At 65.3% G+C, this 21,608-nt stretch carries 19 protein-coding genes; 5 read left to right on the top strand and 14 right to left on the bottom strand.

The window, feature by feature from the left end; genetic code table 11:
• Positions 1–22: 22 nt before the first annotated feature.
• The 4 genes from IAQ70_RS05475 to IAQ70_RS05460 all read right to left on the bottom strand — a co-directional run bounded on the left by IAQ70_RS05475 (position 23) and on the right by IAQ70_RS05460 (position 3,073).
• Positions 23–268, bottom strand: coding sequence for a DUF6167 family protein (locus tag IAQ70_RS05475; RefSeq protein WP_223858930.1), 246 nt, complete (start codon positions 266–268; stop codon positions 23–25).
• A gap of 18 nt (positions 269–286) precedes the next feature.
• The gene (locus tag IAQ70_RS05470; protein ID WP_190988296.1) at positions 287–661 is read right to left on the bottom strand and encodes a DUF948 domain-containing protein; all 375 of its coding nucleotides are present in this window, start codon (positions 659–661) and stop codon (positions 287–289) included.
• Between the two features lie 146 nt (positions 662–807).
• Entirely contained in the window at positions 808–1,434 is a 627-nt protein-coding gene (gene rpsD / locus IAQ70_RS05465) for a 30S ribosomal protein S4 (RefSeq protein ID WP_190988295.1), read from the bottom strand.
• Positions 1,435–1,657: 223 nt separating this feature from the next.
• Positions 1,658–3,073 carry a replication-associated recombination protein A gene (locus IAQ70_RS05460; protein ID WP_190988294.1) on the bottom strand — a complete coding sequence of 472 codons (1,416 nt, stop codon included), beginning with the start codon at positions 3,071–3,073 and terminating at the stop codon, positions 1,658–1,660.
• Positions 3,074–3,132: 59 nt separating this feature from the next.
• Here IAQ70_RS05460 and IAQ70_RS05455 point away from each other — a divergent pair, with 59 nt between their 5' ends.
• On the top strand, positions 3,133–3,864 hold the full coding sequence (locus tag IAQ70_RS05455) for an acVLRF1 family peptidyl-tRNA hydrolase (protein ID WP_190988293.1): 732 nt from the start codon (positions 3,133–3,135) through the stop codon (positions 3,862–3,864).
• Here IAQ70_RS05455 and IAQ70_RS05450 read toward each other — a convergent pair.
• The 3 genes from IAQ70_RS05450 to aspS all read right to left on the bottom strand — a co-directional run bounded on the left by IAQ70_RS05450 (position 3,861) and on the right by aspS (position 7,471).
• A complete protein-coding gene (locus IAQ70_RS05450) occupies positions 3,861–4,658 on the bottom strand; it encodes a dioxygenase family protein (RefSeq protein ID WP_190988292.1) in 798 nt (265 codons plus the stop codon). The two genes, IAQ70_RS05455 and IAQ70_RS05450, sit on opposite strands and share 4 nt — an antisense overlap.
• Before the next feature lie 81 nt (positions 4,659–4,739).
• Entirely contained in the window at positions 4,740–5,603 is an 864-nt protein-coding gene (locus IAQ70_RS05445; RefSeq protein ID WP_190988291.1) for a GNAT family N-acetyltransferase, read from the bottom strand.
• A 65-nt stretch (positions 5,604–5,668) separates the two neighbouring features.
• Entirely contained in the window at positions 5,669–7,471 is a 1,803-nt protein-coding gene (gene aspS / locus IAQ70_RS05440; protein WP_190988290.1) for an aspartate--tRNA ligase, read from the bottom strand.
• 111 nt (positions 7,472–7,582) lie between these two features.
• On the opposite strand from aspS, the gene IAQ70_RS05435 reads away from it, so the two are divergent.
• Positions 7,583–8,848 carry an APC family permease gene (locus IAQ70_RS05435; protein WP_190988289.1) on the top strand — a complete coding sequence of 422 codons (1,266 nt, stop codon included), beginning with the start codon at positions 7,583–7,585 and terminating at the stop codon, positions 8,846–8,848.
• A 124-nt stretch (positions 8,849–8,972) separates the two neighbouring features.
• Here the strand turns inward: IAQ70_RS05435 and hisS are convergent, their stop codons facing one another.
• Positions 8,973–10,340, bottom strand: a complete 1,368-nt coding sequence (gene hisS, locus IAQ70_RS05430; RefSeq protein WP_190988288.1) for a histidine--tRNA ligase — start codon at positions 10,338–10,340, stop codon at positions 8,973–8,975.
• A gap of 234 nt (positions 10,341–10,574) precedes the next feature.
• On the opposite strand from hisS, the gene IAQ70_RS05425 reads away from it, so the two are divergent.
• The 3 genes from IAQ70_RS05425 to IAQ70_RS05415 all read left to right on the top strand — a co-directional run bounded on the left by IAQ70_RS05425 (position 10,575) and on the right by IAQ70_RS05415 (position 13,938).
• A complete protein-coding gene (locus tag IAQ70_RS05425) occupies positions 10,575–11,381 on the top strand; it encodes a peptidylprolyl isomerase (protein WP_190988287.1) in 807 nt (268 codons plus the stop codon).
• A gap of 66 nt (positions 11,382–11,447) precedes the next feature.
• Complete coding sequence (locus IAQ70_RS05420) at positions 11,448–13,157, top strand: DUF349 domain-containing protein (protein ID WP_190988286.1); 1,710 nt, start codon at positions 11,448–11,450, stop codon at positions 13,155–13,157.
• A gap of 94 nt (positions 13,158–13,251) precedes the next feature.
• Complete coding sequence (locus IAQ70_RS05415; RefSeq protein ID WP_190988285.1) at positions 13,252–13,938, top strand: type IV toxin-antitoxin system AbiEi family antitoxin; 687 nt, start codon at positions 13,252–13,254, stop codon at positions 13,936–13,938.
• Here IAQ70_RS05415 and IAQ70_RS05410 read toward each other — a convergent pair.
• The 6 genes from IAQ70_RS05410 to ruvA all read right to left on the bottom strand — a co-directional run bounded on the left by IAQ70_RS05410 (position 13,819) and on the right by ruvA (position 21,542).
• A complete protein-coding gene (locus IAQ70_RS05410) occupies positions 13,819–16,212 on the bottom strand; it encodes a RelA/SpoT family protein (protein ID WP_190988284.1) in 2,394 nt (797 codons plus the stop codon). The two genes, IAQ70_RS05415 and IAQ70_RS05410, sit on opposite strands and share 120 nt — an antisense overlap.
• A 137-nt stretch (positions 16,213–16,349) precedes the next feature.
• Positions 16,350–17,369 carry a protein translocase subunit SecF gene (gene secF, locus IAQ70_RS05405; protein ID WP_190988283.1) on the bottom strand — a complete coding sequence of 340 codons (1,020 nt, stop codon included), beginning with the start codon at positions 17,367–17,369 and terminating at the stop codon, positions 16,350–16,352.
• Entirely contained in the window at positions 17,369–19,126 is a 1,758-nt protein-coding gene (gene secD, locus IAQ70_RS05400; RefSeq protein WP_190988282.1) for a protein translocase subunit SecD, read from the bottom strand. Before secD ends, secF begins: the two co-directional genes overlap by 1 nt.
• A gap of 112 nt (positions 19,127–19,238) precedes the next feature.
• Entirely contained in the window at positions 19,239–19,634 is a 396-nt protein-coding gene (gene yajC / locus IAQ70_RS05395) for a preprotein translocase subunit YajC (protein ID WP_190988281.1), read from the bottom strand.
• A gap of 185 nt (positions 19,635–19,819) precedes the next feature.
• Positions 19,820–20,905, bottom strand: a complete 1,086-nt coding sequence (ruvB, locus tag IAQ70_RS05390; protein ID WP_190988280.1) for a Holliday junction branch migration DNA helicase RuvB — start codon at positions 20,903–20,905, stop codon at positions 19,820–19,822.
• A complete protein-coding gene (ruvA, locus tag IAQ70_RS05385) occupies positions 20,898–21,542 on the bottom strand; it encodes a Holliday junction branch migration protein RuvA (protein ID WP_190988279.1) in 645 nt (214 codons plus the stop codon). The genes ruvB and ruvA overlap by 8 nt, the downstream gene beginning before the upstream one ends.
• Between the last annotated feature and the right edge of the window lie 66 nt (positions 21,543–21,608).

Raw genomic sequence — 21,608 nt, 5'->3', positions numbered from 1 at the left:
TTCTCTCGCGTTTTTCCGGCCCTTAACGCCGGGCAACATCCTGCGGTGAAACCACCGGGGATTCGACGCCGAGTGCCGTGCGGAGGTCCGTTTCCCGCTCGTGCATTCCGGACCGGACAGCGTCCGCAAAGTCGTAGAGGCCGTCGGCCAGCCGGCCCACGGCCCGGTTCAGGCCCTCGGGCCCCAGGTTTGATTGGGCTTCAGTGAGCTTTCGGAACGCGATGACTCCGATCGCTACGCCGATTCCCATCCAGACAAGTCGTTTCATGTTCTGTTCTTCCGGTGGCTAGCGGCTGCGGCGGCCGGCCGCGGGCTTCTTGCGGTTGGCGAGGGCGGTGCGGACTCCGTAGCTGAACGCTGCCACCTTGATCAGCGGCGAGCCCACCGTTGCGGCTACGAGGGAGGAAAGCGCGGAGAGGTTCGCGGACGCGTCAGAAACGTTGGAGGCGATGCCGTCCACTTTCTTCAGCTGCTGGTTAGTGGTGGTTACCGTCGCGGTGACTTCGTCCATCAGGGGCGTGGCGCCGTCGCTGATGGACCGGATGGACGTCCGTATTTCTTCCAGGACACTGCCCAGCTTCAGGATGGGTACGGCGAGCAGCAGCACCAGGAGCGCAAACACCCCGGCTGCGACCAGGCCGGCAATATCGCCACCAGACATAGACGTTCAACTCCCTTGAAACTGACGTGAATCTTTTCGGTCCGCGCACGCTGCCATGATGCGTTCCGCAGATGTCCCCCAAGTACCTTACATACAAAGAAGCCCGTGGCGCTTGCCACGGGCTTCTTTGGATACGCTGCTGGGATTTAGCGTGCGTAGAATTCGACGACGAGCTGCTCTTCGCAGGTTACGGGAACCTCGGAGCGCTTCGGGCGACGGACCAGGCGTGCCTGCAGGGCGTCAAGCTTGACGTCCAGGTAGGCCGGAACCTGGGGCAGGACGTCGCGGTGCGCGCCGGCTGCTGCAACCTGAAGTGGAACCATGGTTTCGCTGCGGCTGTGGACGTGGACCAGCTGGCCCTCGCCGACGCGGAAGGACGGGCGGTCAACGCGGATGCCGTCAACCATGATGTGGCGGTGTACAACCAGCTGGCGGGCCTGGGCGATGGTGCGGGCGAAGCCTGCACGCAGCACGAGTGCGTCGAGACGCATTTCGAGCAGTTCGATCAGGTTTTCACCGGTCAGGCCCTTGGTGCGGCGTGCTTCTTCGAAGGCACGGGTCATCTGGGCTTCGCGGATGCCGTACTGGGCGCGCAGACGCTGCTTTTCGCGCAGACGTACGGCGTAGTCGGAGTCCTGCTTCTTGCGGGCACGGCCATGCTCACCGGGGCCGTACGGGCGGCGCTCCATGTACTTGGCGGCCTTGGGGGTCAGAGCAATGCCGAGTGCACGCGAGAGGCGTGCTGTACGGCGAGCACGAGTGTTGTTAGCCACTTGTGTCCTTCCAATATCTGCGGTGTGTCAGTGTTACTGGCCTCCATAATGGAGAGCATCGGCCAACCGCTGCCTTTTGCTACTGGGCACAGGGCTACCCCAACAAGAAACAGTGAAAACTGGAAAATGTGGAGGATTGCGTCCGTGCCTTGCCAGACAACGAACCATCTTAGCAGGATTACCCTGCGTTCCCGCACTCGGCGCCCCCCCGCCCCCACCCGGCTCAGCTGCCGCGGATGATCTTCCGCAGCCGTTCCAGGCGCACGGCGATATCGCGCTCCGCGCCGTTGGCGGTGGGTTCATAGTAGTCCCGGCCCACCAGGTCGTCCGGCGGGTACTGCTGGCTGGCCACTGAGTGCGGTGCATCGTGGGCGTATTTGTAGCCCTTGCCGTGGCCGAGCTGCTTCGAGCCCGGGTAGTGCGCGTCGCGCAGGTGCGCCGGAATTCCGTTGCCCAGTCCCGCCCGGACGTCCGCAATGGCTTTGTTGATGCCCATGTAGGCGGCGTTGGACTTTGGCGCGGTGGCGAGGTGCACCACCGCCTCGGCGAGGACAATCCGGCCTTCGGGCATGCCGATCAGCTGCACCGCCTGGGCGGCGGCTACTGCCGTCTGCAACGCGGTGGGGTCTGCCATGCCCACGTCCTCCGCGGCGGAAATCACAATGCGCCGGGCAATAAAGCGGGGGTCCTCCCCCGCCTCCAGCATCCGGGCGAGGTAGTGCAGTGCGGCGTCCACGTCGGAACCGCGGACCGACTTGATGAAGGCGCTGGCCACGTCGTAATGCTGGTCGCCGGCCCGGTCGTAGCGCACGGCGGCCACATCCAGGGCGCGTTCGGTGTGCTTGAGCTCGATGGATACCGGCGAGTCCTCATCGGCGTCGTCGGCGTCACCGAAGGCAACACCCGAGGCTGCCTCCAAGGCAGTCAGCGCACGCCGGGCGTCCCCGCCGGACAGCCTGACGAGGTGGCCCAGCGCCTCGGCACTGAGCTCCACTTTCCCGTTCAGGCCGCGCTCATCGGCAACAGCACGCTGCAGGAGCCCTTCGATGTCCGCGTCCGTCAGCGGTTTCAGGGTCAGCAGCAGGGACCGGGATAACAGTGGGGAAACCACCGAAAAGGACGGGTTCTCCGTGGTCGCCGCCACGAGGACCACCCAGCGGTTCTCCACGCCGGGCAGCAACGCATCCTGCTGCGCTTTGTTGAAACGGTGGATCTCGTCCAGGAACAGCACCGTGGTGGTCTTGTAGAGGTCTCGGGCCGTCAGGGCCTCGTCCATCACCCGGCGTACGTCCTTGACCCCGGCGGTGATCGCGGACAGTTCCACAAACTTCCGGCCTTTGCCCTTGGCGATCACATGCGCCAGCGTGGTCTTGCCGGTCCCCGGGGGACCCCACAGGATCAGGGAGCTTGGGCCGGCGGGACCCACCGCATCGGTGCCAGCCGCAAGCTGGCGGAGGGGTGAGCCCTGCCCCAAAAGGTGCTGCTGGCCCACCACATCGTCGAGGGTGCGTGGCCGCATCCTGACCGCCAAAGGACTGCGCTGCGCAGCGCTACGGCCTGCCCCGGCACGGTCGGGCGACGACGGTTCGTCACTGTCGTCGTCGTCATTGCCGGGCCCTTGGCCGAAGAGATCATCCACATAGATAGGCTACTCATAGTTCACAACCAGCAATCCGCACGCTCACAAGGGAACCCGCCATGACCGCACGCAGCGCCGACGGCGCCAGCCGTCCGGGATCAGCCCGGTCGGGGTCCGGCCGCGAAGGATCCGTGCGGACCGCTTTTGTGCCCGCGGCCCGACTTGCCGGGTGGGTGGAGCGCTTCGGTGCCGCGCACGGCGGCTTCCGGCTCAGCGACGACGACGACGGTGTGCGGCTGCTGGCGGCCGACGGCACCGTCGCGCTACTCCAGGCCCCCTGGCCTCCGGACGGACGCCCCGGACGTGGCAGCGATCCCTTGGAGCGCCTGGGGTCTGTGGCCGGCCAGCCCCGGACGGCGGGCCTGGTGCTGGTGCGGCGCGGCGGCTATGGAGTGGCGGTGGCGCGGGAAGGTGCCGTGGTGGCGTCCAAGACCGGCTCCAAATACGTGCAGGGCCGGACCGCCGCCGGCGGCCAGTCCCAGCAGCGGTTCGCCCGCCGCCGGGCCAACCAGGCCGACGAGCTGGTGGAGAAGGTGGCGGCCCAGGCGGCAGCGATCCTCGGCGGCCACCCGATCGAGTACCTCGCCCCGGGCGGCGACCGGACCCTGGCTGGCCTGGTGCTGGACCAGCCCGCCCTGAGGCCTTACACCGCGCTCTCCCGGCTGGCCTTCCTGGACGTGGCGGATCCCAACGGCTCAGTCCTCAAGAAAGCAGCGGCCGATATCTGCTCGGTGCGGGTTCAGGTGGCCGACGCCCCTGATGAGGCCAACTTAGGCCGGAACAGTTCCTAGGTCAGGGTCCAGGAGCGCTTCGACAGCCCGTACCAGAACCCGTCGATTGCGGTCTTCGCGTTCAGCTCGCCGGACCCGTAGGCTGCGCCGAGGGCAACGTAGAGCGGCGCCCAGTGCTCGCTGCGCGGGTGGGCATGGCGCGCGGCCGGGGCCTTGTTCAGGAAGTCCAGGATCGAATCCACATCGCCGCGGACCATGGCCTCTTCTGCCCAGTGGTCAAACTCGCTCGAGGCTGCCGGCGGAGCGCTGTCCGGCCCACCGGCAGGGTTGAACCAGCGCAGGTTGTGCGTGGTGAACCCGGAGCCGACGATGAGCGTGCCGCGTTCGCGCAGCGGCGCCAGCGACATGCCGAGGTTGAACAGCCCCTGCGGATCGAGGGTGGGCATGGACATCTGGACTACGGGGACATCCGCCTCCGGGAACAACTCCTTCAGTGGCACGTATGCGCCGTGGTCCAGCCCCCGGCTTTCATCGCGCTCAACGTGGTGGCCATGGCTGGCGACCAGCCGGTCCACCTCTGCAGCGAGCTCCGGCGCCTGCGGGGCGTCGTATTTGACGTCGTAATACTTCTGCGCGAAGCCGCCGAAGTCATACACAAGGCCAGGATCCCGCTGGGTGGCGCTGAGGGTCACGGGCGCGTTTTCCCAGTGCGCGGAGATCATCAGGATGTCCTTGGGCTTGTTGAACGTGCCGGACCAATCGTGCAGCTGCCGGGTCCAGGTGGCGTCGTCGGCAAGCGGCGGCGCACCGTGGCTGAGAAAGAGAACCGGGGGCTGGCCAAGTGTTTGTGTCATGAGTTCATAGTATTCCTTTTTCATTGAACCTTCAACTATAGACAAACCCTCCCATCCAACGCGGGGCTGGCGGCTGGAGCTTCAACAGCCGGTCAGGTGCCGTTTGGGCCGGTCCTGCCGGTAGAGGTAGCGGCCGGCCTCGCTGAATCCCGCGGCGGCGTAGAGTTGCTGCGCTCCGTGGTTCGCAGCGGTGACCAGCAGCCAGTATCCGGCCAGCTCGCGGGCGGCGCCTTCGCGCAGGAGAGACTGCATGATCCGACGGGCATAGCCACGACGCCGGGCGTCCGGGCGCGTGGCCATACAGTACAGCCCGCCCCAGCCACGGGCTTCGGCACCACCGGTAACCGCAGGTTTGGGGGCATCAACAGCAGGCTGAGCAGGTGGAAGTGCGAGCCGACCGACGGCGGCGGGAGCGCCGCCGTCGGACCTCACCAGCGCGTATACCGACGGGCAGCCCGCCAGGATGCTGCGGGCAGTGGCAAGCTCGGCAGGACCGCCCCTCCCGTCCACCTGCCACCACAGCTCCAGCCACTCCGGAGACGGTTCGGTGGAAATTTCGACGCCGGGTTCCGGGACGAGCGCTTGGGGCACGGCACTGTCCGCGGTCGCCTGTTTTGCCCCGCTGTCCCGCCACATCACGAGTGTTTCGGACTGGCGGGTAAAGCCTTCCGCGTCCAGGACGGAGTTGAGTCCAGTGGAGCGCGGATCATCAAACACCTGGAAGATCAGCGGCAGCCGGCGGTCGCGGTACCAAAGCCTGGCCTCCCGCACCAGCGCGTACTGCGCGTGGGAATCGCTGCCCGGTTCGCGCGGCCAGACCGAGTTGGCGCGCTGCGTCACGCCGGACGCCGCCCGCAGGACCCAGCCGTTCGATTCCGTGCGGTCCGGAGCGGGCCAGGCAGCGTCCATCAGCGCCTCGACATCAGGCAACGCTGGAACTGTCATGTCACCTTTCCGATGCGAAAGGCCCCCCGGTTACCCGGGGAGCCTCTCGACACGCAGTACCTCAGTTACTCGGCCGTTTTGGCTTCCGGCTTTTTGGGCTCTTCCGCTTTAGCCTGCGGCTTGAAGTCGACGCCCGCTTCCTTGCGCTGCTGCGCCGTGATGGGCGCAGGTGCCTGGGTCAGCGGGTCGTAGCCGTTGCCGGTCTTCGGGAACGCGATGACGTCGCGGATGGACTCAACGCCGGCCAGCAAGGCCACTACGCGGTCCCAGCCGAAGGCGATGCCGCCGTGCGGAGGGGCACCGAACTTGAAGCCCTCGAGCAGGAACCCGAACTTGGTCTGGGCGTCCGCCCGGTCCAGGCCCATCAGTTCGAACACGCGTTCCTGGACGTCGCGCTCGTGGATACGGATGGAGCCGCCGCCGATTTCGTTGCCGTTGCAGACAATGTCGTAGGCGTAGGACAGTGCCGATTCAGGGTCCTTGTCGAACGTGTCCATGAACTCCGGCTTGGGCGACGTGAAGGCGTGGTGGACGGCAGTCCAGGAGCCGGCACCAACGGCCACGTCACCGGAGGCAACGGCAGCAGCGGCCGGCTCAAACATCGGCGCGTCCACTACCCAGCAGAAGGCCCAGGCACTGGGGTCGATCAGGCCGGTACGGTGGCCGATCTCAACGCGGGCAGCGCCGAGGAGTGCACGGGCAGCCGACTTCTCGCCAGCGGCGAAGAAGATGCAGTCCCCGGGCTTGGCGCCCACGGCGTCGGCCAGGCCGGCACGCTCGGTGTCGGTCAGGTTCTTGGCAACGGGGCCGGCCAGTTCGCCGTCTTCCTTGAACAGCACGTACGCCAGGCCCTTGTGGCCGCGCTGCTTGGCAAATTCCTGCCAGCCGTCCAGGGTGCGGCGGGGCTGGGAAGCGCCGCCGGGCATGACCACAGCGCCGACGTAGGGGGCCTTGAAGACGCCGAAGTTGGTGTCCTTGAAGAACTCGGTAAGCTCGGTCAGCTCCACGCCGAAGCGGAGGTCGGGCTTGTCCGAGCCGTACCGTGCCATCGCGTCCGCGTAGGTGATGCGCTGGATGGGCGTGGGGATTTCGACGTCGATCAGCTTCCACAGTGCCCTGACGATGTTTTCGCCGAGCGAAATGATGTCGTCCTGGTCCACGAAGCTGGCTTCGATGTCCAGCTGGGTGAATTCCGGCTGGCGGTCGGCGCGGAAGTCCTCATCGCGGTAGCAGCGCGCGATTTGGTAATACTTCTCGAAGCCGCCCACCTGAAGGAGCTGCTTGAAAAGCTGCGGGGACTGCGGCAGGGCGTACCAGGAACCCGGGGCCAGGCGTGCGGGGACCACGAAGTCACGGGCGCCTTCCGGCGTCGAACGCGTCAGCGTGGGCGTCTCGATCTCGACGTAACCGTCCTGGTGGAGCAGTTCGCGGGCGATCCTGTTGGCTTCGGAGCGCAGGCGGAGGTTGCGGGCAGGGCCGGGGCGGCGCAGGTCCAGGTAGCGGTGCTTCAGGCGAGCTTCCTCACCCACCTCAACGTGCTCGTCGATCTGGAACGGCAGCGGATCGGCGGTGTTCAGGATGACCACCTTGTCCGCCATGACCTCGATGGTGCCGGTGGCCAGGGCTGGGTTTTCGTTGCCCTCGGGGCGCTGGGAGACGGTGCCTGTGACCTGCAGGACGTACTCGTTGCGCAGACCGTGGAAGACCTCTTCTTCACGGACCACAACCTGGGCCACGCCGGACGCATCGCGGAGATCCACGAATGCAACACCGCCGTGATCGCGACGGCGGCCCACCCAGCCAGCCAGGGTTACGGTTTGTCCAATGTGCTCGGAGCGAAGGGATCCGAGGTCATGTGTGCGCAGCACAGCACACCTTTCTGAAAGAGACAGCAGGGAAAACTCAAGACTAAAGATGCATAGGATCATTCCGGGAACAATCCCGTCTGAGTTTACCCGCTGGAAAGGCCTCGCTCCCCCATGAACCCCCACCGGCAACTCCAGCGCAGGCTGGGGGTGTTTGACGCCACGTCCATAGGGCTCGGTTCGATGCTTGGCGCCGGCGTCTTTGTGGTCTTCTCCCCGGCTGCGGGCCTGGCCGGCAATTTCCTGGTCCTGGCCGTCCTCGTCGCGGGCGCCGTGGCCTACTGCAACGCCGTCGCGTCGGCGGAGTTGGCGGCGCGGTATCCCGCGAGCGGCGGGACCTACATCTATGGCCGGAAGCGGCTGGGCGAATGGCCGGGCTTCATAGCCGGGTGGGGCTTTGTCAGCGGAAAGTCGGCGTCGTGCGCAGCCATGGCACTGACCTTCGGCCACTATGTGGCCCCGGACTACGCCGTTCCTGTTGCTGTCGCGGCCGTGGTAGCACTCACGGTCGTGAACATGTTCGGCATCACGCGGACGGCACTGCTCACCCGGGTCCTCCTGTGCCTGGTGCTGGCCGCTCTCGTTTTTGTGGCGGTAGCGGCAGTCGTCGGGCCGCATCCTGCCGGCGCGGCACCGGGCGCGGGCAGACACTTCGCCGGCGGATCCGCTGCGGGAGGGCTCGGGGGCGTGCTGCCCGCAGCCGGCCTGATGTTCTTTGCGTTTGCCGGGTACGCCCGAATTGCCACGCTCGGCGAGGAAGTCAAGGATCCGGCGAGGACTATTCCCCGCGCGATCCTCGCAGCCCTGGCCGCCGCCTTTGTTATTTACCTGGGGCTGGCGCTCGTGCTCCAAAGCCATCTGCGGGACGGCCGGCTGGCGGCCACCGATGTTCCGCTGCTGGACGCCGTGCTCCATTCCCAACTCGCCGCAGGGGCGCCGCTGGTCCAGGCCGGCGCGGCGGCCGCCAGCCTCGGAGCCCTGCTGGCGCTCATTACGGGAGTAGGCAGGACAACCCTGGCCATGGCGCGGGAACGGGACCTGCCGGCTGCGCTGGCCAAGGTGGGCGGCCGGCACACGGTGCCGTTCGTGGCGGAACTTGCCGTGGCCGCCGTCGTGATCCTGCTTCTCCTGACCACTGATGTGATGACGGTGGTGGGGTTCTCCAGCTTCGGCGTGCTGATCTACTACGCCGTCACCAACGCTGCCGCCTTCACGCTGGAGGCACACCCGTCCCACGCACCCAAGTGGCTGAACGCGGCAGGCTGCGCCGGCTGCCTGCTTCTTGCCTTCACGCTGCCGCCAGCCTCCGTGCTGGGGATGGCCGCCGTACTGGCCGCCGGCGCCGCAGTCCGGTTTTTAGTGCTCCGGCTGCGCCGCTAGCCTCATCCCGCCGAACACTTCGGGCCGTCGTGGGGCACTTTGGGCCACTTGGCCCGGCAATCCGGCCTAGACGACGGCGTGTCCGTGTCGAAGTGCCCCCTGACGGCGCGCCCTCGGGACCTGGTCAGGCCGGCAGGGCTGCTGCCGTGGTCACCTGAACGGTGAGATCTTCCGACGGCGGCGTCCAGAGTTCCGGAAAGGCAACAACCTGTTCCCCGGACCGGATGTCCTTGACCTGGTGGTTGCCGTCGTCGTCGGTGAACCAGACGAACGGGATGCCGCGGCGGTCCGCGAACTTGATCTGCTTGCCGAATTTCTCTGCTTTGGCCGCCACCTCCGTGGCGATGCCCCGGCTGCGGAGCTGGGCAGCCACATCCTGCGCCGCACCCCAGCTGTCATCGTTCGTCAGTGCAACCAGCACAGCTGTGGGGACGGAACGGGAAGCCTTGGCCAGGTCCTGGCTGAGGATGCGCGACACCAGCCGGGTAACGCCGATGGAGAGGCCGACGCCGGGGAACTTGCGGTTGCCCTTGCTCGCCAGGGCGTCGTAACGGCCGCCTGAGCAGATGGAACCGAGCTGCTCGTGGCCCACCAGCACGGTTTCCACCACGGTGCCGGTGTAGTAGTCCAGGCCGCGGGCAATGCTGAGATCGGCCACCACCTTGCCTGGCGCGCGCTGCACTGCGGCGTCGATCACCTGTTCGAGTTCGCTCAGTCCCTCCTCGAGCAGATCGTTGGTGACGCCAAGGGCGCGGACCTGGGCCACGAACGTGGTGTCTTCCGTACGGATTCCCGCAAGCTTCAATGCCAGCTGTGCCTGCTCGTCGGATGCCCCCAGCTCGGTCTTCAGCAAGTCCGCAACCTTGGCGGGACCGATCTTTTCCAGTTTGTCGATGCTGCGGAGCACGCCGGCGGTATCGTCCAGGCCGATCCCGCGGTAAAAGCCTTCGGCAAGTTTGCGGTTGTTGATGCGCAGGCGGAAGTCCGGGATGGGCAGGGCGCTGAGGGCCTCCGCAATCACCAAGGCGATTTCCACGTCGTAGCGGAAGGGCAGTTCGCCGTCGCCCACAACGTCGATGTCGGCCTGGGTGAATTCCCGGGCACGGCCTTCCTGCGGGCGCTCCCCGCGCCAGACCTTCTGGATCTGGTAGCGCCGGAACGGGAAGGCAAGATAGCCGGCATTTTCCACGACATAGCGGGCAAAAGGCACCGTCAGGTCGAAGTGCAGCGCGAGGGCGTGCGGGTCAGACTTTCCGGCTTTGGCGGAGTCCGGGTCAGCTTCGTCGTCCTGAAGGCGGCTGAGCCCATAAACCTCTTTGTCGATCTCCCCTTTACGCAGCAACTGGCCGACAGTTTCCACGGCCCTGGTCTCGATGGACCCGAAGCCGTGCAGCTCAAAAACGTTGCGGAGCGTGTCCAGCACGTGCAGCTCCACCAGCCGCTCCTCGGGAAGCCACTCGGGGAATCCGGACAGGGAGGCGGTGCGTGCCATGGTGGATGTTCTCCTCTTGATGAAAGGCGCCTGGGACTCTGCCCGGCATTCGGCCCGAAACGGGCCAGGAACGGCGGCTGTCCAGCAACTCATGCATAAACTATGTGCGGCAGTCAGTTTATGCGTCATCCGCCCGCATCTCTAATACGGCGGCAGGGGACGCGGTCGGCTGCCGCCAGACCACTGTGCCGGGGCGCTGATCGCCCGGCCGCAGACCGACTTACAGGAGGACCCTTGGCGGCCAGTTCACGCAGTGCCCGCGAAGCCAAACGGCGCGTCCAGCAGATGGAGGCAAAGCGCGAGCTACGGCGGGACCAGGAGTCACGGCGCAAACGCGACAACCTCATCGCCGCCGGTGCGGGAACCGCCGCCGTGGTGCTCGCCGTCGTCCTTCAGTTCACTGCCTTTGCAGGTAATCCCACCGAAGACGAATTCGCCGCACTAGAGGCGGGCCTGACCCCTCCCTCTGCCTCCCCCGCACCCTCCGCGCCGCCCACCAACGCGGCAAACATCCCGTCGCCGGAAACAGCCGCCGGAAAGGTGTTCACCGGCGAGCTTGCCCTGAACCGCGGCACACTCGGCGTCGAACTGGACGGCACCAAAGCACCCCAGGCGGCCGCCGTCTTCAAGTCCCTCAGCGATGAGGGCTACTTCACCGGCAAGACCTGCCACCGTCTCACCACCAGCGAAAGCTTCGGCGTCCTGCAGTGCGGATCCGCCGATGGCAAGGGCGGCGGAAATCCCGAATACACGTGGGGTCCGCTGGAAAATGTCCCCGCTGACAACCTTTACCCGGCCGGCACCATTGCCGTAGCGAGGACGGGCAACAATGCCTACGGCAACGGCACACAGTTCTTTATTGTCTACAAAGACACCATGATTCCGGCCGACACGGCCGGCGGTTATACGGTGGTGGGCAAGGTGACATCCGGACTGGATGTAGTGTCCGGAATCGCCGCGGCGGGAATCACTCCCGGCAGCAGCGACACGGACGGCGCGCCCGTGGAACCAGTCACGATAGACTCGGTTTCTCTGAAGTAGGAAGCCCGGCCTCACGGCCGCGGTGCGGTATGTGAGTATTTTCCTCCAAGCGAAAGACTTTTAGCGGTGACAGACAGTCAGAAATCCGACGAAACAGCAGCAGACCTGACCGAGGCAACGGCCCCCGAGGCTGAGCAGGCAGTAGCTGACCAGGCAGTGACCGATGCGGCAGTAGTTGCCGAGACCGCGGTTCCGCAGGCTGACGCCGAGCCGGCCGAGGCCGCGCAGGACGAGGCGCCCGAGGCCCCGCAGGCTGAAGTGGCTCAGGCTGACTCCGCACCTGCGGCGCCCGAAGCCCCGCAGGCTGAAGTCCCGCAGGCTGACGCCGCCCCCGAGGCCCCGCAGGCCGAAGCCCCCCAGGCTGAGTCATCGCAGGACACACCCGACGCGCCTGATGCTGCACAGCCCGCGGCTCCGTCCCCCGCGCTGCGTCCCGCTCCGTCGCCGGCAGCCTTCGCAGCCCGGCCCAAGCCAGCCGCAGCCGCACCCGCCGCAGCCCCGGCACCCGTAGCTTCAGCCACCTCACTTGCGGAGGCCGCACGTTGGGGCCGCGTCGAAGGTGATGGCCACGTGTTCCTGACCATTGATGGCGAGGAACACCCGGTGGGCCAATACCCGGACGTCAGCAACGATGAGGCCCTCGGGTATTTCGCGCGGAAGTATGACGACATTGTGGCGCAGATCCTGCTCCTTGAGCAGCGCGTCAGCTCCAAGGCTCCAAGCACTGACATGCAGAAGACCGTCACCCACCTGCGCGAACAGCTGGCAGAGCGGAACATGGTGGGTGACCTCCGGTCCGCCGAAGCGCGTCTCGATGCCGTGTCGGCCCAGATCACCGAGCTTGAGAAGGCGGAGAAGGCAGAGCACGACGCCGTGCGCGCCGCCGAGCTCGCAGCCCGCGAGGCAATCGTGGCCGAAGCAGAGGAAATCTCGGGCCAGGATCCTACCCAGATCCAGTGGAAAACCTCCAGTGCACGGATGAACGAACTCTTTGAAAGCTGGAAGACGGCCCAGAAGAGCGGCGTGCGGCTTGGCCGCAGCAACGAAGATGCCCTGTGGAAGCGGTTCCGTGCCGCACGGACGGTGTTTGACCGCCACCGCCGCGCCTACTTCTCCCAGCTCGACAGCACCAACTCAGCGGCAAAATCGGCCAAGGAAAAGCTCATTGCCGAGGCCGAGGCATTGTCCTCCTCCACCGACTGGGGCTTCGCCGCCGGCGAGTACCGCCGGCTCATGGATGACTGGAAGGCCTCCCCGCGGGCAAGCCGCAAGGACGACGACGCCCTCTGGGCCCGTTTCCGCGCCGCCCAGGACGTCTTCTTCACGTCCCGGCAGGCAGCCAACGAAGAGATCGACCAGGAATACGCGGCCAACCTCACGGTGAAGGAAGAGCTCCTGGTTGAGGCCAACGCCATCCTGCCGGTCAAGGACCTCGCTGCCGCGAAGAAGGCGCTCCAGTCCGTCCGGGACCGTTGGGAAGAAGCCGGCAAGGTCCCCCGTGCCGATATGGGACGGATCGAAGCGGGCCTCCGCAAGGTGGAGGACGCAGTCCGCCACGCCGAAGAGGAAAACTGGCAGCGTTCCAACCCCGAGACCAAGGCCCGCACCAACAGCGCACTGTCGCAGCTGGAGGCAGCCATTGCCGGTCTCCAGGACGATCTCGAGAAGGCCGAGAAGGCCGGCGACGCGCGAAAGATCAAGGCCGCAAGGGAAGCCCTTGAGGCACGGCAGGCCTGGCTTGACCAGATCCAGCGCTCCGCGAGCGAACTGGCCTAGGACCCAGCCACCGGCCGTCCAGGCCCGGTTCCGGTTATCCACATGACCGAACCGGGCCTGTGCCTTTTAAGCACGCGCGCGGCAGGATGGGTGGATGGCCACCCCGTCACCTCCCCAGCTCCCTGACCTTTACTCGCCGGGGCGGCCTTTCACATGGCCCGAACTCCAGGCCCTGGCGGCTGACGGCGTCCTTTCACGGTTCCAGCAGCATGGCTATACGCTGCCTGACGTCCAGGTCTCGGCCCAGCTAAGGGCCAGGGCAGCAGCCAATGCGGTGCCTGCGGCAGTGCGGCAGCGTGTGGTGGCAGGCAGGATGACGGCGGCCTGGATCTACGGCTGCGCCGAGGAGCCGGACAAGCTGGCGTTGCTCGTGGATGCCAAACGCCGGATATCCAGTCTCCGCAACACCCGGGGCTGCACACTTCATGAAGTCCGGCTCGGGCCCTTTGACGTGGTCAGCATGGGCGGGCTGATGGTGTCAAGCCCGCTCCGGACCGCCGTGGACATCGCACTGCACGTGGACGCGCACCGGGCCTTGCCCGCCCTGGCCGGGCTGCTGGCCCGTCCGGAGGAGGACGTCCGGATCCGCCTGCTGGTCCTGGCCATCGAAGCCACCCCAAGGGTCCCGCACAAACGGGCCGCCCTGGAAAAACTTGCGCTGCTAACTCCGGCGCTTGTTCCCGGTAGTCCGGTAGACATCGAACACGCCGTCGATGCGCCGGACAGCGCTGAGGACGTGGCTGAGGTACTTGGGGTCACCCATCTCGAAGGCGAACCGTGAGATGGCCACGCGGTCACTGGATGTGTTGACGCTGGCGGCCAGGATGTTGACATGATTCTCGGAAAGTACCCGCGTCACGTCCGAGAGAAGGGACTTCCGGTCCAGCGCCTCCACCTGGATCTCGACCAGGAAGACGCTCGACTGCGTTGGAGCCCAGTCAACATCCACGATCCGGTCCGGCTGGTCCTTGAGGTCGGAGATATTGGTGCAGTCGGTTCGGTGCACGGACACGCCGGAGCCGCGGGTGACGAATCCGAGGATCGGGTCCGGCGGAACGGGTGTGCAGCAACGGGCCAGCTTCACCCACACATCGCCGACGCCGCGCACCACCACTCCGGAGTCGGAGAACTTGGTCTTGGTGACCTGCGTCGGGATACTGACTTCGGTGATGTCGTCGTCAGTGCTTTCGTTGCCACCGAGACTTTCAACGAGCCGCTCCATGACCGACTGCGCTGACGTGTGTCCGTCGCCAACACCGGCGTACAGGCCCGAGATGTCCACATACTTAAAGTCTGCGGCCACCGCCGCCAGCGCCTCGTGCGTCATTAGGCGCTGCAGCGGCAGGTTCTGCTTCCGCATGGCCCGGGTCAGGAGTTCCTTGCCGCGGTCAATCGCCTCTTCGCGGCGTTCCTTGCTGAACCACTGGCGGATTTTGTTCCGGGCCCGGGCGCTCTTGACGAAGTGCTGCCAGTCCTGGCTGGGCCCGGCGCCCTCGGCCTTGGAGGTGAAAATTTCCACCCAGTCGCCATGGTTCAGTTCGCTGTTCAGCGGAACCAGCTTGCCGTTGACGCGGGCACCGATAGTGCGGTGCCCTACTTCGGTGTGGACCGCATAGGCAAAGTCCACGGGGGTTGATCCGGCGGGCAGGGCCATCACCTCACCCTTGGGGGTAAAGACGAAAACCTCACGTGCATTGATTTCAAACCGCAGGGAATCCAGGAACTCTCCCGGATCCGACGTTTCCTGCTGCCAGTCGACCAGGGACCTCAACCAACCCATGTCGCCGTCACGGGGGCTTCCCGGGCCAACGGCGGTTCGGTTGGGCTGATCCTTGTACTTCCAGTGCGCGGCAACGCCGTATTCGGCCCGGCGGTGCATTTCATGCGTGCGGATCTGGATCTCCACGGGTTTGCCCCCCGGGCCGATGACCGTGGTGTGCAGCGACTGGTACATATTGAACTTGGGCATGGCTATATAGTCTTTGAAACGCCCTGGCAGGGGGTTCCAGCGCGAATGCATTGTGCCAAGTGCCGCATAGCAGTCCCGCACGGAATCGACCAGCACGCGAACGCCCATCAGGTCGTTGATGTCGTCGAAATCCTTGTCCCGGACGACCATCTTCTGGTAGATCGAGTAGTAATGCTTAGGCCGGCCGGTGATGGTGGCTTTGATCCGGGCGGCACGGAGGTCCTCGGTAATCTGGTCCCGGATGACGCTCAGGCTCTTTTCACGCTCCGGCGTGCGGTCCCCCACCATCCGGACGATCTCTTCGTAGACCTTCGGATACAGGGCAGCGAACGACAGGTCCTCAAGCTCCCATTTGATGGTGTTCATGCCAAGCCGGTGGGCCAGGGGCGCAAAAATCTCCAGCGTTTCCCGGGCTTTCCGGGCAGATGACTCGGCGGAGACAAACCGCCAAGTACGTGCGTTGTGGAGCCGGTCGGCGAGCTTGATCATCAGGACACGGATGTCCTTGGCCATGGCCACCACCATCTTGCGGACGGTCTCTGACTGCGCGGCCTCACCGAAGCTGACCTTGTCCAGTTTGGTGACGCCATCCACCAGCATGGCAACCTCCGGACCGAAGTCCTTTTTGAGGTCCGTCAGCGTGTACGGCGTGTCCTCGACGGTGTCATGAAGCAGCGCGGCGGCCAGGGTGGTCCCGCTGAGGCCCAGTTCGGCGAGGATGGTGGCTACGGCGACAGGGTGGGTGATGTAGGGATCGCCACTTTTGCGTTTCTGCCCGCGGTGGCTCGTCTCAGCAACGTCAAAGGCCCGCTGGATGAGGTCGAAATCTTCTTTGGGGTTGTTCGCCCGGACCGTTCGCAGCAGCGGCTCAAGGATCGGTGAATATGTGGTGGCGCCGCGGCCCGTGAGGCGGGCCAAACGCGAACGCGTCCGCTCGCGGCGGCCGGGAAACGTGGGCCGCGCGCCGGAATTATCAACCGGAACACCCGGTCCAGGGCGTGCGGAAGCGGTCAGCCCGGCCTGGACTCCGTGGCCCGGCTGCCCATCCCCGCCTGCCATTGGCACCGATGCCGAACGTTCTTCCAATGAAGCACCCCTCACGACCCTGTTAATTACCCCAGTCTATTCCCCCGGCTGTTCACTTCTGTAACCGGACCATAAAAGCGTACGGGCCGGCCTGCATGGAAATTCCACGCAGCCCGGCCCGCCATCGTGCGGTGAAGTCAGGCCCCCGCGGCGGCCGCCGCCCCTTCCTCCCGGGCAGCTTTTTCCGCCCTGCGGTTTTCGACTTTCCTGGCCTGCTTGACCAGCTCGGGCTCACTCTGTCGCAGCCAGGCGTACATAGGCGCCGCCACAAAGATCGTGGCCGCCGTTCCAATGAAGATGCCGACGAACAGGGCAAGCGACAAGTCGCGCAGCGTGCCGGCCCCCAGGAGGCCGGCTCCGATGAACAGGATGGCACCCACCGGAAGGATGGCCACCATCATGGTGTTGATGGAACGGACCAGGGTCTGGTTCACCGCGAGGTTGACTTCCTCAGCGAAAGTCCGGCGCGTGGAAGCATCCAGATCGGCGGTGTTTTCTCGAATCTTATCGAAGACCACAACAGTGTCATACAGCGAATAGCTGAGCACCGTCAGGAACCCGATGATGGCTGACGGCGTCACTTCAAAGTCGCTGAGGGCGTAGACGCCGGCGGTGATGAACATCGTCACCAGCATGGCGGTCAGGGCGGACACCGACATTTTCCAGGTCCGGAAATACAGCGCCATCAGCACCGCAGCCAGTGCCACAAAGACGAGCAAGCCCATCAGCGCCTGCTTGGTGACGTCCGCCCCCCACGTGGGTCCGATAAAGGTAGAGGTCACCTCGTTGTCGGTGACGCCATAGGCCGTGGTGAGGCCTTCCTTGATCTTCAGCGTCTCATCGTCCGTGAGCTTGTCCGTCTGGATCCGCATGGTGGTTCCGGCGACGTTCGCCACGCGCGGCACGCTGCCGGCCACAACATCTTGGACGACATTTTCACCGAGGGCGGCGTCGGTGTCCTTAACATTGGAAACCGTGAACTCAGAACCGCCGCGGAATTCGATGCCGAGGTTGAATCCGCCCTTGACGACGGGAATCACGATGGACAGCGCAACGGCCACCAAGGCGATGAGGAACCAGATCTTCTTGGCCCCCACGAAGTTGTAGGACCGCTTGCCCGTGTAGAGCTCGTTACCGAAAGTGGCAAAGCTGGACATTACTTGTTCTCCTTGGCTGCGCTCTTGGAGGAGCCGGTAAGCTGCTCCTGCTTTTCCGCGAGGCGGCGTTCCGCGATGGTCATGCGCCTTTCAGCTTCGGCAGCGGCGCCGGTGTTCTTGGCCCGGACTACCGCCGGCTTGGCCTCCGGCGTACGCAGGCGGCCCGCACCGCGATAAAGCGGAACGGCACCAAGACGCTTGGGGTCCAGGCCGGAGAACGAGTGGCCCTCCCCGAAGAACTTGGTCCGCGCGAGGAGTTGCAGCGTCGGGTGCGTGAACATAAAGACCACAATGAGGTCGGCTATGGCCGTCAGGCCAAGGGTAAACGCGAACCCGCGGACGTTGCCGACGGCGACGAAGTAGAGCACCAGCGCCGCGAGCAGGTTGACGGCCTTCGAAGCCAGCACGGTGCGCTTGGCGCGCTTCCAGCCGTTCTCCACCGCGGAAACCAGGCCGCGGCCTTCGCGGAGTTCATCACGGATTCGTTCAAAGTACACAATGAACGAGTCAGCGGTCTGGCCGATGGCCACGATGAGCCCGGCCACACCGGCAAGGGACAACCGGTAGTTTTCCGTCCAGCCGAGGATCGCGATGGCCAGGTAGGTCAGGGCGCCCGCAACCACCAGCGAAAGAATGGTGACAAGTCCCAACGCCCGGTACTGGAAGAGCGAGTAGACCACCACGAGCAGCAAGCCGATAACACCGGCGAGGAGGCCCATGCGAAGCTGCTCGCCGCCCAGGGTGGCGGAAATCTGCTGGTCGCTCTGGATTTCGAAGCTGATGGGCAGGGCGCCGAAGCGGAGCTGGTCCGAAAGGGCCTTGGCCGTCTGTTCGTTGAAGTTGCCGGTGATCTGGGGACGCCCGTCGGTAATGATGGCCAGCGACCTCGGTGCGGAGATGACCCGGTCGTCCAGGACGATGGCGAACTGGGCCTTCGGATCGTTGCCGGATTCTCCACCGGCGGCCACATAGAACTGGTTCAGGCGTTCGGTGACCTCTTTGAACTTGGCGGTGCCTTCGCCGTCGAACTGGATATTGACTGCCCATTGGTTGGTCACTGCGCCCTGGGAGCCCTGCTGCAGCTGGAAGGAGGACGTGACAATGTTGCTGCCCTTGACCTCAACCGGGCCCAGGATGTACTTGATCGCCGGAGTGGTTGCGGTGGCGGGCTCGCACGTGACCAGGGGTTTGGTGGGATCGGAGGCGGCCGGGTTGTCCGCGGGCGGGTTGTTGCAGTCGAGGGTTTCGAACTGGCGGTACACCTCGGGCGTGATCCAGTTGAGATCGCTGCCGTTGGCCGGTTCCGCCGTCGGCTTCGGAAGCTGGTCCTCGGGCGTGAGTGCCTCGGTGGGTACAGCTGCGGCATCGCCGTTAAGCAGGACGGGGCGGAAGTTCATGTCCGCGGAGGCCTGGATCAGGTCGCGGGTTTCCTTCGTGGGAGTCCCGGGAAGGCTGACTACAACGTTGCGCCCGGACTGTGTGCTGATCTCCGCTTCGGCGACACCGGAGCCGTCAACGCGTTGGCGAATGATCGCCACCGCCTGGTTGAGCTGCTCTTCATTGATGTCCGAACCGCCCTCAACCTTGGGAGCCAGGATCATCTGGGTGCCGCCCTCAAGGTCGAGCGCCAGCTTAGGTGCCCAACTTGCCTGGCCGGCGATGGTGCCGCCAGCCAATACAGCGGTCAGCACGGCGAGGATTACGCCGAGCCACACCAGGACCCGGAGGCCTGAGTTTTTGGGGCCTGTTCGTGCCATTGTCGATCTTTCTCTTATTACGGAGGAACCGCCGATGCGAGCCTGTTGCTCCCACCGGCGGCGCACCGCAGCCGTAGAGGTGTTGTAAAGCCTGATGCCTTGAGGGCGCGGGCTAGCTGTCCTTTTTACCCTCATCGTTGAGGCGCTTCAGGGTCTCGTCCGGGGTTTCGGCGGCTGCAGGGGGCTTGTTCAGGTCCAGGGCAGTCAGTGAAGACGCGTCATCGGGGACAACCGTCGGCTCATCCTCAGCAGCAACGGCAGGCTCAACGATCTTGGTCACTGCCTGGCGGTGGACGGTGGCGAGATTTCCGGGCGAAAGTTCCAGGACCACCTTGTTCTCGGCGTCGTCCATGGAGACAATCCGGCCGAAGAGGCCAAAGCTCGTCATGACCTCTACCCCGGGTGCGAACTGGGACTGCAGCGTGGCCTGCTGCTCCTTGGTCTTCTTGTTGCGGCGGAACATCATGAAGATAAAGATTCCGAGCATTGCAAACAAGACGATGTTCATGGGATCCACAGGGAAGTATCCGTTCTGTACTGGCGTATCTGGTGTGTGGCTGCGTCCGCTTCGTTCCGCCGTGCAGATGTTCGTGCTGGCCGGCAACGGCCCCTCGGAGCCGCCGGCGGGAACAAAGACCCCGAACGTGCCGGGTTTCATACCAGTCTAAAGGGAAAAGCTGAAAGGACAGCCTCTCAGCTGTTCGGTGCCCAATCGGCCGCTGCTTCGCTGCTGTCCGGGTCTAATTCGAACAGGTCCAGGGGCTCCTGCCCGAACACACCCGCCGGCACCGCGTAACCGAGGTGCGTCCAGGCCGGCGCCATGGCGATGCGACCCCGTGGTGTGCGGCCCAGGAGGCCTTCACGCACAAGAAACGGTTCAGCCACCGTTTCCACGGTCTCGGTTTCCTCCCCCACGGCAATGGCAAGGGTGGAAAGCCCCACCGGGCCGCCACCGAACTTGGTGATGAGCGCCTCGAGAACCGCGCGGTCCAGCCGGTCGAGGCCCCGTTTGTCCACTTCGTACATGTCCAGGGCGGCAGAGGCCGCACGAGCGTCGATCTGCTCAATCCCGTGAACGAGTGCCCAGTCCCGGACCCGGCGGAGGAGGCGGTTGGCGATACGCGGCGTACCACGGGAGCGGCCGGCAATTTCGCTGAAGCCTGCGGAGTTGACTTTGAGGTCCAGCAGGCCCGCTGAACGCCTCAGCACCAGTTCCAGTTCGGCCACGCTGTAGAACTCCAGGTGCCCGGTGAACCCGAATCTGTCCCGCAGCGGACCGGGCAAAAGTCCGGCGCGTGTGGTGGCTCCCACCAAGGTGAAGGGTGGGAGTTCCAGCGGAATGGCTGTAGCGCCGGCGCCCTTGCCCACCACAATGTCCACGCGGAAATCTTCCATGGCCATGTACAGCATTTCCTCGGCCGGCCGCGACATGCGGTGTATCTCGTCCAGGAACAGGACCTCGCCTTCGGAAAGGGAGGAAAGAATGGCGGCGAGGTCTCCGGCGTGTTGGATGGCCGGGCCGCTGCTGATCCGCAGCGGCGCATTCATTTCGGCCGCCACAATCATGGCCAGAGTGGTCTTTCCCAACCCGGGAGGACCGGAAAACAGCACATGGTCAGCACTGCGGCCGCGCATGCGGGAGGCCTGCAGGACAAGGGAGAGCTGCTTGCGGACCCGGTGCTGGCCGACAAAATCATCCAGGTTCTTGGGCCGGAGCGCAGCCTCAATGGCGCGCTCCTCAGGCTCCTCCCCCCCTGCTACCACCGAAGGCTCAACCACGGCTGCCTACGCGGTTGCCGGCCCGCGCGCCGTCCTGCCCAAGCCAGCGGAGGGTGGTCCGGAGGATTTCAGCAACATTGCCGCGGAATGAGACCTCGGGATCGTCCGCGAGGGCCTTATCGATGCTTGCCGTGGCGTCCTTTTCCGACCAGCCCAGGCTGGTCATGGCCGCCACTACCTGCGGCTTCCAGGCTGCCTCGGCCGCGGTGGCCGGGGCGGCGGCACCTGCCGTGCCGTGGGGGACCAGCTTGCCGGCAAGTTCGAGCACGATCCGGCCGGCCACCTTGGGACCGATGCCGGGCACCTTGGTGAACGTCTTACTGTCACCGGTGTGGGCGGCAACGCGGATGGCTTCGGGCTCGTGGACGGCGAGTACGGCCAGAGCAAGCCGCGGGCCCACACCACTGACGCTGAGCAGGACATCAAAGACTTCCCGCTCATCGTCGGAGGCAAAGCCGAAGAGCGTGAGCGAGTCCTCACGGACAATCAGCGAGGTGAAGAGTTTGCCTTCCTCCCCGGTGCGGAGGCCGCTGAGTGTCTGGGGTGTGGCATTGACGCTCATCCCGGCGCCGTTGAGGTCGATGACAGCGGTGGAAAGGCCCACGTGCGCTACGGTTCCGCGAAGGAAACTGATCAAGGCCTTGCTCCTGGTGTACTGCCGGGCCCTTGGAGGGAAACCACCGGCTATCCGAACATATCTACG

Origin of the sequence: Pseudarthrobacter sulfonivorans, from assembly GCF_014712225.1 — a bacterium.
Classification (GTDB): domain Bacteria; phylum Actinomycetota; class Actinomycetes; order Actinomycetales; family Micrococcaceae; genus Arthrobacter; species Arthrobacter sulfonivorans.
This window is presented reverse-complemented; position numbering and strand designations above follow the sequence as displayed.

What these genes read in the sequence shown, in the direction of transcription:
- IAQ70_RS05415 (WP_190988285.1), top strand. Translation starts at nt 13,252, where the DNA reads ATGGCCACCCCGTCACCTCCCCAGCTCCCTGACCTTTACTCGCCGGGG.
- IAQ70_RS05445 (WP_190988291.1), bottom strand. Translation starts at nt 5,603, where the DNA reads ATGACAGTTCCAGCGTTGCCTGATGTCGAGGCGCTGATGGACGCTGCC.
- hisS (WP_190988288.1), bottom strand. Translation starts at nt 10,340, where the DNA reads ATGGCACGCACCGCCTCCCTGTCCGGATTCCCCGAGTGGCTTCCCGAG.
- IAQ70_RS05455 (WP_190988293.1), top strand. Translation starts at nt 3,133, where the DNA reads ATGACCGCACGCAGCGCCGACGGCGCCAGCCGTCCGGGATCAGCCCGG.
- IAQ70_RS05475 (WP_223858930.1), bottom strand. Translation starts at nt 268, where the DNA reads ATGAAACGACTTGTCTGGATGGGAATCGGCGTAGCGATCGGAGTCATC.
- yajC (WP_190988281.1), bottom strand. Translation starts at nt 19,634, where the DNA reads ATGAACATCGTCTTGTTTGCAATGCTCGGAATCTTTATCTTCATGATG.
- IAQ70_RS05450 (WP_190988292.1), bottom strand. Translation starts at nt 4,658, where the DNA reads ATGACACAAACACTTGGCCAGCCCCCGGTTCTCTTTCTCAGCCACGGT.
- secF (WP_190988283.1), bottom strand. Translation starts at nt 17,369, where the DNA reads ATGTCCAGCTTTGCCACTTTCGGTAACGAGCTCTACACGGGCAAGCGG.
- secD (WP_190988282.1), bottom strand. Translation starts at nt 19,126, where the DNA reads ATGGCACGAACAGGCCCCAAAAACTCAGGCCTCCGGGTCCTGGTGTGG.
- IAQ70_RS05470 (WP_190988296.1), bottom strand. Translation starts at nt 661, where the DNA reads ATGTCTGGTGGCGATATTGCCGGCCTGGTCGCAGCCGGGGTGTTTGCG.
- IAQ70_RS05435 (WP_190988289.1), top strand. Translation starts at nt 7,583, where the DNA reads ATGAACCCCCACCGGCAACTCCAGCGCAGGCTGGGGGTGTTTGACGCC.